Consider the following 14347-nt stretch of genomic DNA (forward strand, 5'->3'; position numbering starts at 1 on the left):
AAGTGGGAAAGCGCCTCCAGCGCGAAAAAAAATCAAGACCGCCCCACCTTGCCGCCGGGCAGTCCTGACCTTTTTTGCAACCAGCTATTTCGCTTCGTGGCGACGATCGTTCCTGCTGCGCATGCCGAACAGTCCGATCAGGCCGAGCAAACCGAGCCAGCCCCAATTGGCGTTGTTGTTCGTCGTTGTTGCCGCGTTCGTGCGATAAGAATTCAGATGATAGCGGTTCGTCATGCCGTCGGTGCCGTAGCCGCGCGACGCGCCCATGTGGGCGTTCGGGGACGCCGTTGCACCGTTCGTCCCGTAAGTGGTATTCGTGCCGTTCGTGCCGAACATCGACGGATTGCCGTTCGTCGTGTACGAGGTCGTTCCCGGCGATGCCATCGTCCCGGGCACCGCGGCGGGAGACGAGTAAGACGCAGGAGCCGGCGAGGCCGGCGCCGGGGACGTGGTCCCTGCGGCGGAAGCCGGAAGCGCAAGGGCGAGCGACAAGGCCGATACAGCGAGAAGCGAAGACGACTTTTTCAAGGTAACGCTCCTTCCGGAAGATGATTATTGTCGAGCAGGTTTAGCATTCGCTTCGCAAGGCGCCGTTATGCCGGGAATGTTTGACGAATTCGGCTTCTCCCTCGCCCGCTCGCCTTGGCTCGCATTCGCATTTTGCCGCGTTTTCCGCTAAAATGAAGGGTGCGAATGAGTGGGAAAGGGGCTGCATGATGCTCCCTGACGAACAAACGCCACCGCTATGGGGCGACAAACGGTTTCATACATGGAATACGGAAATGCGCAAGCAGTTCGGAACGAAAGTGTTCAAGGTGATGCTGGACGCGGGTTTCACTTGTCCGAACCGCGACGGTTCGATTGCCGCGGGCGGGTGCACATTCTGCAGCGCGCGCGGTTCGGGCGATTTCGCCGGCAGCCGGCGGGACGATCTGATTACCCAATTCGGCAAAATCCGCGACCTCCAGCATCGCAAGTGGCCAAACGCCAGCTACATCGGCTATTTCCAGGCGTATACGAATACGTACGCGCCCGTACACGTGCTGCGGGACTATTACGAAGCCATTCTGCAGCAGCCCGGCGTTGTCGGGCTGTCCATTGCGACGCGCCCGGACTGTTTGCCGGACGATGTGCTCGATTATTTGGCCGAATTGAACGAACGCACGTATTTATGGGTCGAAATGGGGCTGCAGACGATTCACGAATCGACGTCGACGCTCATCAATCGGGCCCACGATACCGCCTGCTTCACGGATGCGGTCGCCAAATTGCGGGCGCGAGGCATTCGTACCTGCGCTCATATCATTTACGGCTTGCCCGGCGAAACGCGCGAGATGATGCTGGCGACCGGCGCGGCGGTGGCGCGCATGGATGTGCAAGGGATCAAAATCCACTTGCTGCACCTGATGCGCAAAACGCCCATGGTCAAGCAATACGAGGCGGGGCTGCTGCGCTTTCTGGAGCAGGACGAATATGTGGCGCTGGTCGTCGATACGCTGGAGCAGCTGCCGCCCGGGATGATCGTGCACCGGCTCACCGGCGACGCGCCGCGCGACCTGCTGATCGGCCCGATGTGGAGCTTGCGCAAGTGGGAAGTGCTGAACGCGATCGACGACGAGCTGGTGCGGCGAAATACGTGGCAGGGTAAGCTTTCGCAGGGGCTGCTGCCGACGGTTGGCCGGTAAAACGAACGCGGTAGCAGCGGCGGAGGGACAGGCATGGGATTTGTATCGATTCTGGGCATGGCGCACCGGCTGGCGCAGGAACGCGTGCAGCCGGGCGACACGGTTGTCGACGGCACGGCGGGCGGCGGCAACGACATGCTCGCGCTGGTCCGGCTCGTCGGCCGCAGCGGCTGCGCTTACGGCTTTGACGTGCTGCCGCAGGCGATTGCCCGTACGGAAACGCGACTGCAAGAAGCGGGCATAGAAGCGGAGCGCTATCGGCTGATCACCGATTCCCACGAACGGATGGAAACGTGGATTCCGCCGGAGAAGCACGGCCGAGTCGCTTGCGTCATGTTTAATCTCGGCTATTTGCCCGGAGGCGATCACGCCGCGATTACGACGCCGGCCACGACGCTGCCGGCGCTGGTTGCCGCGCTGCGCCTGCTGCGGCGCGGCGGCTTGCTGACCGTCGTCGTATACCCCGGACACGCCGGGGGACGCGAGGAAGCGGATGCGGTGGAACGCTGGGCGGCTTCGCTGCCGCAGCGCGAGTTTCAATCGCTGTTGTACCGGTTTGCCAACCAGCGCAAAGATCCGCCCTATTTGCTTGCGGTTGAGAAATTAGGGTGACGTCTGCAGGCAAAATAGGCTATGTTTCACTGGCTATTGGGCGAAAAATAAGCGACAGTGAGAAAATAGCCCGTGAAATCGCTGGTTATTTCGTAGAAAAGGTCGATTTGGGGGCTGTGGGGTTGCAATAGCCAGTGTTTTCGCTGGCTATTTTCGATGAGCAGCGTAAAATCAAGCGAATTAGCCACTATTTATGGGCTATTTTCCAAAGAAGAATGATCGACATGGGAGGAAATCTGTGATGAAACCGTATCCGCTGCAATTTGCGCCCGAGTTCAAGGAACGTGTCTGGGGAGGGCGGGCGCTCGAGCAATTCGGCTTTACGCTGCCGCCGGGCCACATCGGGGAAGGCTGGATGATCGGCGATCATCCGAACGGCACGACGCGCGTGGCGAACGGCGAACTGGCCGGACTTGGACTGGACGAAGTAAGGCGTACATACGGCGCCGAGCTGTTCGGCGCCAAAGGAGTCGCTTCCGGCAATGGGCGGTTTCCGCTGCTGATCAAGCTGCTCGATTGCCAGGACGACTTGTCCGTCCAGGTGCACCCGAGCGACAACTACGAAGGGCTGCCGAAAGGCGAGCTCGGCAAAACGGAAATGTGGTACGTGCTGGACGCCAAACCGGGTGCCAAAATCATCTACGGCCTGAAGCCGGGCAACACCCGGGAGTCGTTCGCCGCGGCGGTCGAAGCGGGGCGTATCCTGGATACGCTGCAAGAGGTGTCCGTGGCCCCCGGCGACACGTTCTACATTCCGGCGGGAACCGTACATGCGCTCGGCGCCGGCGTGCTTGTGGCGGAAATCCAGCAAAACTCCGACACGACTTACCGGCTCTACGATTACGACCGGCCGGGCCTTGACGGCAAGCCGCGCGAGCTGCACATTGCCGACTCGCTGCGCGTCACCGCCTTCGACAACGCCGGCGCGTCGCGAAGCAGCACGGCGGGCAGCGCGCCGAACGAATGGCTGCAGCTTGCGGCTTCGCCCTATTTTATCGTCGAGAAGGCGGCAATTGACGGCAGCCTGGCCGCTGCGACAACGCCGGACAGCTTCACGATCGTTGTCGTCTGCGACGGCAAAGGCGAACTGGAGTGGGAGGGCGGCGCCGCTGCGCAGCCGCTTGCCGCAGGCCAGTGCTACTTGCTGCCCGCTGCGCTCGGCGGCTATGCGATTGGCGGCAAGCTGACCGTACTGCGCAGCTACTTGCCGTAACCGGCCTCGCCTTCAAAATGATCAGGCATCGTTCGTTGCCCTCAAAGGGACGCGAGCGATGCCTGTTTCGATTCAGCGGGTTCAGAAGCCCATCTTCGCCGCGTAATTGCCCCAGTGCGGCTGGTTGCCGTCCACGTCCACGATGCCGTACTCGTCCGACAAGCCCCAGCTCGTGAACGCTTTGCCGCTTTTGTCCGCGAGCTGCGGGTCGGCTGCCAGCGCGGCAAGGCCGCGGGCCAAATAATGCGGCGTCTCCGACTGGGCAAAATGCGGATCTTGCGCAATCGCATCGCGCCAGTTCGCTTCCGTCACGCCAAAATGATCGAGCATCTCTTCCGAGCGCAGGAAGCCGGGCGTCGCCACCAGTGCATGAACGCCATGCGGGCGAAGATCGGCCGCCATGCCTTCGGCGAGATGGATGACCGACACTTTGGACAAGCTGTAGAAAAGAGAGCCGCGATACCGGTAGTCATGTCCGTCGGTAATTTCGACGATCAGCCCGCTGCCCCGCTTCACCATCAGCGGCGCCGCATAGTGGCTGGTGATGAGGTGCGTATCGATGGCGCGCTCGAGCATCGTCAGCCCTTTCGACAACGAATGCTCCCAGAACGGCACGCCCCATTCGGTCAGCTTCTCCCCTCCCCAAATATCGTTGACGAGAATGTCGAGCTTCCCGTCCTGTTCCGCCGCTACGCGTTCGAACAGCGCCTTTACGTCGGCTTCCGACGTATGGTCGGTGCGCACCGCATAAGCGACGCCGCCGCGGGCAACGATCAGCTCCGCCGTCTCGTCGATCGTCTCCGTCCGCCCGATGTCGGACGGGCTTCCTTTGACGCTCCTCCCCGTGCAGTAGACGGTCGCTCCCGCTTCGCCCAGCGCGAGGGCGATCGCGCGGCCCGCTCCCCGCGTCGCACCGGCGACAAGCGCCACTTTGCCTTGCAATGGTTTCATCAATGGTTGCTCTCCTTTCGCGGCGCTTGGCGCCATCGATTTCACCTTCATTGTAGCGGGCGAATATGTCAACTGCTGTCATGTTTGAATCAAAGGTGCAACCGAATCGCCTGCGGCAGCCGCCGCCGGATTGCCGCCTTCGTCAAGCGGCACCGTATAGGAAGCCGGTTTGCCGGCGGATTCCGGATCGTAAACGACAAGCAGAAGCGTTTGCCGCTCGCGGCCCGCGACACCGCTGTCGAAATAAGCCGCAGCGTCAAACGGCAGCACCTCGACAACCGCGTGCTTGTGCAGTTCCTTCTCTCCCCAGCCGTACGCGGCAAAATCCGCTTGCCCGGCTTGTCCCGTCCGCGCCAGTTCCGGCCGCTCGGCGAGCAGCCGCATATACGCGCTTTGCCGCGCCTTGTCCGGCGCGTCGTTCCACCATATTTTGCGCGGCTTGTACTTGTGCCCGAGGAAGTAGTCCAGCTTCATCAGCCCGAGCGCTGTGGCCAGATTTGACACACCTGTCCCGCGGAAAACAAGGAAATCCTGCAGCCGGGTGAACAAATCCTCCAGCTGGTGCCCGATCTTCTGCCAGCCGCGGCTTTCCCAGTAATCGCCGAACTGTTGAAAAAAGTCGAACGGCGTTTCGAACTCGGCGCCGATCAAATACGCAACGCTGTGGTCCAGCCGGTGCGCGTTCCAATATTTTTCCAGCACGTCCTCCACTCGTTTGATCCGCACCAGATCGGAGAACGGCAGAATGTCGTTGCCGAGTATTTCGTAAGGCGCGTGGTCCATGTATACGTAGCCGTACTTGTCCGCGTCCGCGCGCAGGCCGGTGCCGCGCAGCATCTTGAGGAAGCCGAGCTGCAGCTCCTCCGGCCCGAGAGCGAACACATCGTTGAACGTGCGGCGGAACGACGCGTAATCTTCCTCCGGCAAGCCGGCGATCAAGTCGAGATGCTGGTCGATGTTGCCGCTTTGGCGAATCGTCGTCACCGTACGCGACAGCTTGGCGAAATTTTGCCGCCGTTTCACCAGCTCGTTCGTCAAGTCGTTCGTCGACTGAACGCCGATTTCGAAGCGGAACACACCCGGCGGCGCATGCTCCGCCAGGAAGTCGAGCACCTCCGGCCGCATGATGTCCGCCGTAATTTCGAACTGAAAGACACAGCCCTGGTGATGCTCCAGCAGGAATGCAAAAATATCGAGCGCCACGTCCCGTTTGATGTTGAACGTACGGTCGACGAACTTGATCAGCTTGGCGCCGGCGCCGATCAGGTAGAGCAAATCCTGCTTCGTCCGCTCCAGGTCAAAATAGCGCACCCCCACTTCGATGCTCGACAAGCAAAACTGGCAGCTGAACGGACAGCCCCGGCTCGTCTCGAAATAAACGACGCGGCTGCCAAGATGCGGCACATCCTCGGGAAACCGGTGCGGGGACGGCAGCGTCGCCAGATCGAGCTTCGGTCTTCCCGGGTTGATCACGATTTCGTCGCCCTTGCGGTAAGCGAGCCCGAACACAAAATGAAACTTGCGCGCGCCGGCAAGCTCCCGCAGCAAATCGCGGAACGTCTCCTCGCCTTCGCCTACAACAATACAATCGACTTCCGGCAGCCGCTTCATCCAATGCTCCGTGTCGTACGACACTTCCGGGCCGCCGAGCACGATCGTCAGCTTCGGCATGATTTTGCGCAGCATGCGCACGATGCCGATCGTTTCTTCGATGTTCCATATATAACACGAAAAACCGACCACGTCCGGGCGCCGCTGGAACAAATCGGACACCACGTTCATAGCCGGGTCTTTGATCGTATACTCGACAATATCGACTGCAAACTCGTCCGCGCAATACGCTTTCAAGCAGCGCAGCGCAAGCGAAGTATGAATAAATTTGGCGTTAAGTGTCGTCAGAACGACGTTCATGGCTGTTCCATCCTCCCGTGTGTTTCCCGCCTATTTTACCACAGAAGGGGCCTCACAGGGAAAAAGCGACGCTAAACGGGACAACCGTTACCCTTGTTAGCGCGTCGACAAAACCGCCAAATCCTCCGTTGCTTCCGGATGCATGTAGGCCGCGGCCGCAACCGGGAACTCCGCCGCCTCTTCGGCTTCTTCGAGCTCAAGCGCCGTCAATCTGCCGCTTCCTTCGAGCCAAAGCGTCGCCTGTTCCATCATGCGTTCCTCGACCAATTCCTTGCGCTGCTTCAAACGGCCAATGTCTGCGCCGCCTTCGTGAATCGTCCGGTTCAGCCGCGTCCGTTCCTCCATCCATTTCGCCAGTTGGTACAAGATCATTGTCGTCATCCCTTTCGCCTGTTGAAATCGTTCCTGCCGTGTATGTCGCCGCCACGCTGCCGACCTTGCTATCCATATGCGCTGCGCCGCTTTTGGTGCGGGCTGCGCTGCCCTTTTGGAACCGCTTGCTTGATGTATCCATCTTACCCGGGCTATATTAATGGCGGATGAAAGCTTCATTAATAAAGCGTGAACATCCGGTGACAAATTGTTACGCTTTCATTAATGTAGCTTGCACAGCGTGTTGGCATTCCATACGGCGCGAAAGGGATCCGGTTTCAAAAGATTGCTGTCTACTCCCAGCGGAACGTAAAAGCGGAAACGGCAAACGCCACGATCGTCCATCCCGCGAGAATCGTCAACTCCGGCCAAAGCGTGCCGACACCCGCGCCGACGTTCATCACCTGGCGCAGCCCGGTCGTCAGGTGCGTGATCGGGATCAGTTTGACGAGCGCTTGCAGCCAATCGGGCAAGTTTTTGACCGGGAAGAAGACGCCGCCGAGAAACATGAGCGGAAACGAAATAAAGCCGGAAATCGGGCCGGCGCTTTCCGGGTTGCGCGCCAGGGATGCGATGATGAAGCCGATCGCCATAAAGGCGAGCGTGCCGACGATGACGAAGGAAAGCAGCAGCCACCAGGAGCCGTTGATATTCGTGCCGAAGCCGAGGCTGCCGACGAGCAGCACAATGACCGCTTGCGATGCGTTCAGCAGCAGCCGGGCCGTAATTTGCGCGGCGATGAACGTCGACGAGCGCAGCGGCGTGCTCTGCAGCCGGCGCAGGATGCCGCGTTCCCGCCAGGACGCGATTTGTGCGGCGACGCCGTTCAGATTGTTCGACATAATCATCATGCCAACGATGCCGGGAACGAGAAAATCCATATATTTTAAATGAAGCGACTGCACTCCTTCCGCCTGCACCGTCACGATCGGCTTGTAGCCGGTCAGTTGCTTGCTGACGCTGTCCGCGGCCAAATCGACGGCCGTCTGTCCGAGCTGCGCGGTTACAGCATCCGTATCGTCATAGTACAACCGGATGCGCGCTTCGCCCGATTTGGCATTGACGGCGGTTTCGTAGCCTTGCGGGACGATGACGACGATTTCGCGGTCGCCGCGGCGAAGCTCGTCCAGCGATTTGCTTTCGTCGCTTCTCGGGGTGACGACGGCCACCTTCGTCTGCTGCAGCGCCTGCACGAACGACTGCGACGCCGCGGTGCCGTCCTTGTCGATAACGACGACGTCAACCGTGCCGGAGCCGCCTTTGCCGAAAAACGTGCCGAGCATGATCATGAAGACGATCGGAAACAGCAGCGACCAGAACATGACTTGCCGGTTGCGGCCGAACAGCCGCAGCTGCGCCAGCGTCAATTGCCAATAAGCTTTCATGCTTCCCGCAGGCTCCTTCCCGTCATATGAATGAACACGTCCTCCAGCGTCGCCGTGCGCGTCTGCAGATCGGTCAACTGCAGCTGATGCACGGTCGCCGTTCGCACCAGATCGGTTAACGTTTCCTGCAGCCGATCCGTGTACAGCACGAACGTGTCGCCGCGTTGCTCCGCCTGCTTCACCGCCGTCACCTTGCGCAGCAGCTCCAGGGTGTGATCCCGCCGCCTCTCGCCTTCTTGCGGCTCCGCCGTCTGCTTCCGGCCGATCAGCGCATCCCGCTCGGCGTCGCCGCCATGCCGTTCCGCCGCCGTCACGATCCGCTGGCCGAAGGCGTATTGCGCCTGGCCGGCCGTACCTTCCCTCTCCGGAACGACCGGCTCCGGCAGCCGGAATTCGATCGCGCTGAAAGATTGCAAGCTGCGCACCAGATTTCGCGGCGTGTCGAGCGCGATCACTTCGCCGCGGTCCATCAGACAGATGCGATCGCAAAGAACGTGCGCTTCATCCATGTAGTGCGTGCTGAGCACGACCGTTTTGCCCTGCTGTTTCAGACGTTCGACGATGTCCCAGAGCGAGCGCCGCGCCTGCGGGTCCAGCCCCGTCGTCGGCTCGTCGAGAAACACGACCTTCGGGTCGTTGATGAGCGCAAGCGCAATCGCGAGCCGTTGTTTCTGGCCGCCGGACAAGTTTTTGACCCGGCCGTCGATCTTGTCCGCAGCAGCATGTCCGCAAGCAGCGGTTCGATCGGCACCGTATGCGTGTAGAAGCTGGCATACATCTGCACGATCTCCCTCACCTTCAGCAGATCGAATAAGGAAGTGGATTGCAGCTGCACCCCGATCACTTCCTTTACCTGGCCGAGCTGCGTGTCGAACCCGGCCACGCGCGCGAATCCGCCGTCCGGCTTGCGCAGCCCTTCGATCATTTCCATCGTCGTCGTTTTGCCGGCGCCGTTCGGTCCGAGCAGGCCGAATATTTCCCCTTCGTATACGTTGAAACTGACGCCGTTCACCGCCGTAAAAGTACCGTACCGCTTGACGAGCCCTGCCGCTTCGATGACCGTTTTGTCCGATGCCATGCCCTCGCCCTTTCGTGAAATCGGATTCATCGCTTTCGCTTGATGCCATTTCATGATTATACCATTTCCGGCGGCACAGGTGCATTTTCACCCGCATTGCGCTATAGTGATCATTATAATCGGTACGGCTCGTCAACCCCCATTACATGCTGCGAGGGATGAATCATGAACCGTTTTAAAGGCTTACGCATGAAAGCGATCGTTATCGGGTTTATTATTCAACTGGCTGTCGGCATGCTGCTGAACGCGTTGTTCTCGCTGCTGCTGATCGGCATCCACCAACCGGCCGAAGGCACCACGCATCCGCTTTATTCCCACAACGGCTATATCGCGATCGCGCTGCTCCTCGGTTTGGTGGCGGTCGCCGCCGGCAGCTATTCGGCCAGCAAAGTGTCAGGCGAGCCGGGCAATCGGCACGCGCTGTTCCTTGGCATCATCATCGTTTTGATTGGCCTCATGTCGGTAGACAACGGCAAAAGCCTGATGCCGGTCTGGCATCAAGCCGGAACGCTGCTGCTGACAATCCCGGCGGCGCTGTTCGGCGCCTACGCTTATAACAAACGAATGGCAACTGCCGCCGGAACGAACAACCAAGCATCGGAGTGAAACGGATTTCATGAACGGTCAGAAGCGAAATGGCCCCGCGAAGGGCGGCACGGCGAAGGGCGATACGGCAAAAACCGGCACGGCTCCCGCTGCGGCGCCTGTGACCGCCGAAGACGTTCGTGTCGGCGAACGTGTCGTCGTGACCGTCAAGCGGCTCGGCATCAATGGCGAAGGCGTCGGTTACTACAAGCGCAAAGCCGTGTTTATTCCTGGCGCGTTGCCGGACGAAGTCGTTCATGCCGCCGTCACGCACGTCGAACCGAGCTTCCTGCATGCCGAACTGCAGCGTATCGAGAAACGTTCGCCGCATCGCAAAGAGCCCGAGTGTCCTGTCTACGAAGCTTGCGGAGGCTGCCAGCTGCAGCATATGGCGTATGCCGGCCAATTGCAGGCCAAGGAAGCGCTCGTACGCGAAGCGTTCGATCGTTACGCGCGCGTGGCGGACTTGACGATCCGGCCGATCATCGGCATGGAAGAGCCGTGGGGATACCGCAACAAAGCGCAGCTGCAGGTCGGTTTCGAGCAAGGCCGCGTCATCACCGGCTTGTATGCCGCCGGCAGCCACAAGCTCATCGACATCGCCGGCTGCCGCGTCCAGCATCCGGCCATTAACCGCGCGGTCGCTGAAGTGGCCGCCGTCGTCCGGGAGCTGCGCATCCCGGTCTACGACGAGCGCAAACGCACCGGCTGCTTGCGCACCGTTGTCGCCCGTATTGCACTGGCAACCGGAGCGCTGCAGCTGACGCTCATTACAGCCACGGGCGAACTGCCGCAGCAGGACCGGCTCGTAGCGGCTATCCGCAAGCGGGTGCCGCAGGTCGCGGCGATCGCGCACAACGTTAATGCGGGCAAAACGCCGCTCGTTTTCGGCGATACGACCCGCTTGCTCTGGGGCGCGGAGCGGCTGGACGAAACGCTGGGCGACGTCCGGCTGTCGCTTTCCCCGCGCGCCTTCTTTCAGTTGAATCCGGCGCAGACGATTCCGCTTTATCGGGCGGCCCAGGAAGCGGCGGCGCTCACCGGGCGCGAGTTGGTCGTCGACGCTTATTGCGGCTCCGGCGCCATCGGCTTGTGGCTCGCTCCGCATGCGCGCGAGGTGCGCGGCATCGAAGCGATCCCCGAGGCGGTGCGCGACGCCAAGCGGAATGCCGCGCATAGCGGCGCCGCCAACGTCACGTTCTACGAAGGGCAGGCAGAGAAACTGCTGCCCGAATGGATACGCGCCGGCGTGCGGCCGGACGTCGTCGTCGTCGACCCGCCGCGCACCGGCTGCGACCGCCGTTTGCTCGACGCCATTGCTGCCGCCAAGCCGCAGCGCCTCGTTTACGTCAGCTGCAACCCGTCGACGCTGGCCAAAGACTGCCGCGTGCTGCTGGACGCCGGCTTCCGCATCGAATGGGTGCAGCCGGTTGATATGTTTCCGCAGACGAGTCATGTGGAGTGTACAGTGTTGCTAAAAGCGAAGGGGCGGGAATAACCTATGCCCCTAAGTTTTGACTTTGCCTCATACGCGCCATCCCCCATCCGCCAACTCCCCCCTTGCCAAATAGGCCATGTTTTCTTGCCTATTTCGCCAAAAACGGGCAGCCTCTTCAAAATAACCAGCGAAATCACTGGCTATTTCGCTCGAAATGCCGATTTGAAGGCGATTTAGGGCAAATAACCAGTAAAATCACTGGCTATTTCCGACGCGCCACCCCAAATCGGGCAAATAGGCCATTTTTCATGGGCTATTTTCGTTGCCGAGCAAGAAATCGGGTCACTAAAAGGGCGATTCGCCAGGACAGGTGGAAAAGAGAAATAGTATGGAAAATTACAGGACTCTATCGACAAAACGATTCTACTCAAGTAGAATGTTATTATGTGATTCTACAGCAGTAGAATAAATGGACGAGGTGTTTTCATTTGGTTATGAAGTTATTCGATAGCGAGCTTAATATTATGGAAATCTTGTGGAATGAAGGCGACACTTCCGCAAAGCGAATTGCAGAAATTACAAAAAAAAACGTCGATTGGAGTAAAACAACAACGTATACCGTCATCAAGAGATGCCTTGATAAAGGGGCAATCGAGCGACGGGAACCTAATTTCATTTGCCATGCGCTTGTTACACGAGAGCAAGCGCAAGAACATGAAACAACGGAATTAATAAATAAAATGTATAATGGCGCTCCAGACAGGCTGATTGCTTCATTGTTGGGACAGAAACGATTGTCGATTGAAGAAATCAGCCGCTTGAAACGTCTCATCGATAGCATGGAATGAGGTGAGGGAATGTCGTTGCTTCAAATGAGTATTTCGGCTTCCGTCCTTATTCTTGCCGTTATTTTCTTACGTTCTTTGTTTATTCACAAGCTGCCCAAAATGACCTTTCTGTTTCTTTGGGGTGTTGCATTAATTCAATTGCTTGTACCTGTTTCCGTTCAATCGCAATTTAGTATTTTTACGGCTGCGGAACAATTAAGCGAAATGTTTACAGTGCCAAAATTGATTCCCACGCCGGAAAGTTCAACATTTATTAATGGAACTACGGTAATCATGCCGCCAATTACAGAAGATCTAACAGAACCGCTTGCACCACTGAAGACGGCTTCACAAATATCGCCTATTGTATGGGTGTGGTTAGTTGGTTTTATGGGGTGTGCTATATTTTTTATTATTCCGCATGTAAGGTATCGCAAAATCTACAAAATGGCTGTGCCTATTAGAAACGATTTTATAAGAAAATGGCAGCATTCAAATTTGTTATGGCGAGATGTTCAAATCCTGCAACTGGATAATATTTCAACGCCGCTTACCTACGGTATTTTTCGACCTGTTGTACTCTTGCCTAAAAATGTAGATTATGACGATGAGAAGCAACTTGCGCTTGTCCTGACCCACGAATTTACGCACGTCAAACGATTCGACACACTAAAAAAATGGATTCTTGCCGCTAGCGTATGCGCCCATTGGTTCAACCCTTTTGTATGGGCCATGTATATCCTTGCCAACCGCGATATCGAGCTATTCTGCGATGAAGCGGTCATACGAAAATTGGGGGAAAACACGAAATCTACGTATGCCAGAGCACTCGTACGTTTGGAAGAAAAGAAAATCGGTTTGTCGCCGATGATTAGCAGTTTTTCCAAAAACTCAACGGAAGAAAGGATTATATCGATCATGAAAACCAAGAAAATCACGATCCCTACGATGCTGCTCGCTACTGGGCTTGCAGCCGGTGTCGTTATCATCTTTGCGACTTCTGCATTGGACAAAACGGAAGCTCCAACGGGTGTCGACCATCCTGTAGCCGAAGTTGTGCCCGCATTATATCATGGTGCCACCACTACAGAGTTAATGCCGCACGATTTAACATTCAACAAGAAATATGATGTACCGAAGATGATAGACAGCCTTATGGCTTCAAAGTATCGGGCCGTTTATATGGACAACGAAATATATCTTCGTGTCATGACGGATAACACCATACAGATAAGCAAAGATAATGGCGCAGTTTGGAAAAAATATGATACCGATGAAATCGATGCAAAAGATTTTGCAAAATGGCTGCTGATCAATGATCCGATACCGGGCTATTCAATGGAAGAAGTTCAGAGTCGCTTGGCAAACGGGGCAGAAGTAAAACATTTGGTGTTTGAAAATGGAAAAGAGATGTATTTCATCATCGACAGGAACGGCGTACAGATTGAACTTGTACAGCCTGAAAAAATATCTTCTGTTCTGATCGACGGTCAAAGAATGATGATTACTTCCGCTATATCAGCCCAGATGCTGAAATCGTTTTATGACTTGTTAGTGTCGAACAATATACTTTCGGAAACTTTTGCCAAACAAGATTATTCGGAAAGAATGAAGTATCTTGAAAAAAATCTCCCTAACTTTATCGTGATGAAATAAAGGAGGGTTGCCGTTTACCCTTCTATCCGAATTATTTATCCAAATTCTCAATAGCATAGTCGGCTTCTTCTTTTGTGAATTTTTCACCGTGTTCGGAAACAAGTTGGTCATAAATTCCTTGCTTCGACATGTACATCGATTTTGAATAGGATTCCGCTTTTTTCAAAGCATTTGCTTTCCAGTCGAATTCAAGATTATTTATTGCATACGTAGCGGCTTCTTGAGAGAACTTCACTCCATATTCCGAAGTTAATTGGTCATTAATGGACATTTTGGACATGTTCATTGTTTTTGCGTACGATTCCGCTTTTTTCAAAGCAGACTTATATTCCTTGGGAACGTTGTCCTCAGCTTTTTTATCTTCTTTTGGAGGTTCCTCTTTTTTCTCCTTTGTCCCGTCTTTTGCCGGTGTGACTGCCGGTTCGCTTGTATTAGTACTTGTAGCCGCTTTATCAGCGTCATTGCCATTGACAGCTGGGGTTTTAGAAGAAACAGCTCGTACAACAGAACTACCCGTATAATTGGTTGAACCACAACCAGAAAGAATTGCCGTCAAAACGGTGATAATCATTGCGGTCTTCTTCATTATTTACTTCTAAAGTTTTACCTGAAGCATACCATAATTCGACACCAT

Annotated in this window: 13 protein-coding genes and 1 pseudogene; 7 read left to right on the forward strand and 7 right to left on the reverse strand. The window is 56.7% G+C overall.

Features of this window, described 5'->3' with window-relative positions:
- Positions 1–84: 84 nt before the first annotated feature.
- The gene (locus tag EXY20_RS40060; protein WP_135555358.1) at positions 85–528 is read right to left on the reverse strand and encodes a WGxxGxxG family protein; all 444 of its coding nucleotides are present in this window, start codon (positions 526–528) and stop codon (positions 85–87) included.
- A gap of 188 nt (positions 529–716) precedes the next feature.
- Here EXY20_RS40060 and EXY20_RS27565 point away from each other — a divergent pair, with 188 nt between their 5' ends.
- The 3 genes from EXY20_RS27565 to EXY20_RS27575 all read left to right on the forward strand — a co-directional run bounded on the left by EXY20_RS27565 (position 717) and on the right by EXY20_RS27575 (position 3510).
- On the forward strand, positions 717–1685 hold the full coding sequence (locus EXY20_RS27565) for a TIGR01212 family radical SAM protein (RefSeq protein WP_135555455.1): 969 nt from the start codon (positions 717–719) through the stop codon (positions 1683–1685).
- 33 nt (positions 1686–1718) lie between these two features.
- Positions 1719–2297 carry a class I SAM-dependent methyltransferase gene (locus EXY20_RS27570; RefSeq protein ID WP_135555359.1) on the forward strand — a complete coding sequence of 193 codons (579 nt, stop codon included), beginning with the start codon at positions 1719–1721 and terminating at the stop codon, positions 2295–2297.
- A gap of 238 nt (positions 2298–2535) precedes the next feature.
- On the forward strand, positions 2536–3510 hold the full coding sequence (locus EXY20_RS27575; protein WP_135555360.1) for a type I phosphomannose isomerase catalytic subunit: 975 nt from the start codon (positions 2536–2538) through the stop codon (positions 3508–3510).
- A gap of 81 nt (positions 3511–3591) precedes the next feature.
- On the opposite strand, the gene EXY20_RS27580 is transcribed toward EXY20_RS27575, so the two are convergent.
- The 5 genes and pseudogenes from EXY20_RS27580 to EXY20_RS40340 all read right to left on the reverse strand — a co-directional run bounded on the left by EXY20_RS27580 (position 3592) and on the right by EXY20_RS40340 (position 9207).
- Positions 3592–4461, reverse strand: a complete 870-nt coding sequence (locus EXY20_RS27580) for an SDR family oxidoreductase (RefSeq protein ID WP_135555361.1) — start codon at positions 4459–4461, stop codon at positions 3592–3594.
- Between the two features lie 78 nt (positions 4462–4539).
- Entirely contained in the window at positions 4540–6372 is a 1833-nt protein-coding gene (locus tag EXY20_RS27585; protein WP_135555362.1) for a B12-binding domain-containing radical SAM protein, read from the reverse strand.
- Between the two features lie 96 nt (positions 6373–6468).
- Complete coding sequence (locus tag EXY20_RS27590; RefSeq protein ID WP_135555363.1) at positions 6469–6753, reverse strand: hypothetical protein; 285 nt, start codon at positions 6751–6753, stop codon at positions 6469–6471.
- A gap of 284 nt (positions 6754–7037) precedes the next feature.
- On the reverse strand, positions 7038–8129 hold the full coding sequence (locus tag EXY20_RS27595; protein ID WP_135555364.1) for an ABC transporter permease: 1092 nt from the start codon (positions 8127–8129) through the stop codon (positions 7038–7040).
- Positions 8126–9207, reverse strand: a pseudogene (locus EXY20_RS40340) (ABC transporter ATP-binding protein). Before EXY20_RS40340 ends, EXY20_RS27595 begins: the two are co-directional and overlap by 4 nt.
- Before the next feature lie 165 nt (positions 9208–9372).
- Between EXY20_RS40340 and EXY20_RS27605 the strand changes: the two are divergent.
- The 4 genes from EXY20_RS27605 (at position 9373) to EXY20_RS27620 (ending at position 13713) form a co-directional block, all read left to right on the forward strand.
- Positions 9373–9813 (forward strand): hypothetical protein, encoded by a 441-nt coding sequence (locus tag EXY20_RS27605; RefSeq protein ID WP_135555365.1) that lies wholly within the window; start codon positions 9373–9375, stop codon positions 9811–9813.
- A gap of 10 nt (positions 9814–9823) precedes the next feature.
- Entirely contained in the window at positions 9824–11290 is a 1467-nt protein-coding gene (rlmD, locus tag EXY20_RS27610) for a 23S rRNA (uracil(1939)-C(5))-methyltransferase RlmD (RefSeq protein ID WP_135555366.1), read from the forward strand.
- 434 nt (positions 11291–11724) lie between these two features.
- On the forward strand, positions 11725–12078 hold the full coding sequence (locus tag EXY20_RS27615) for a BlaI/MecI/CopY family transcriptional regulator (RefSeq protein ID WP_235886222.1): 354 nt from the start codon (positions 11725–11727) through the stop codon (positions 12076–12078).
- 9 nt (positions 12079–12087) lie between these two features.
- Positions 12088–13713 (forward strand): M56 family metallopeptidase, encoded by a 1626-nt coding sequence (locus EXY20_RS27620; RefSeq protein WP_135555368.1) that lies wholly within the window; start codon positions 12088–12090, stop codon positions 13711–13713.
- Positions 13714–13744: 31 nt separating this feature from the next.
- Here EXY20_RS27620 and EXY20_RS27625 read toward each other — a convergent pair whose 3' ends face one another.
- Positions 13745–14284 (reverse strand): Ltp family lipoprotein, encoded by a 540-nt coding sequence (locus EXY20_RS27625; protein ID WP_135555369.1) that lies wholly within the window; start codon positions 14282–14284, stop codon positions 13745–13747.
- Positions 14285–14347 lie beyond the last annotated feature (63 nt).

The organism is Paenibacillus cymbidii (assembly GCF_004764705.1).
Lineage (GTDB): Bacteria > Bacillota > Bacilli > Paenibacillales > NBRC-103111 > Paenibacillus_AN > Paenibacillus_AN cymbidii.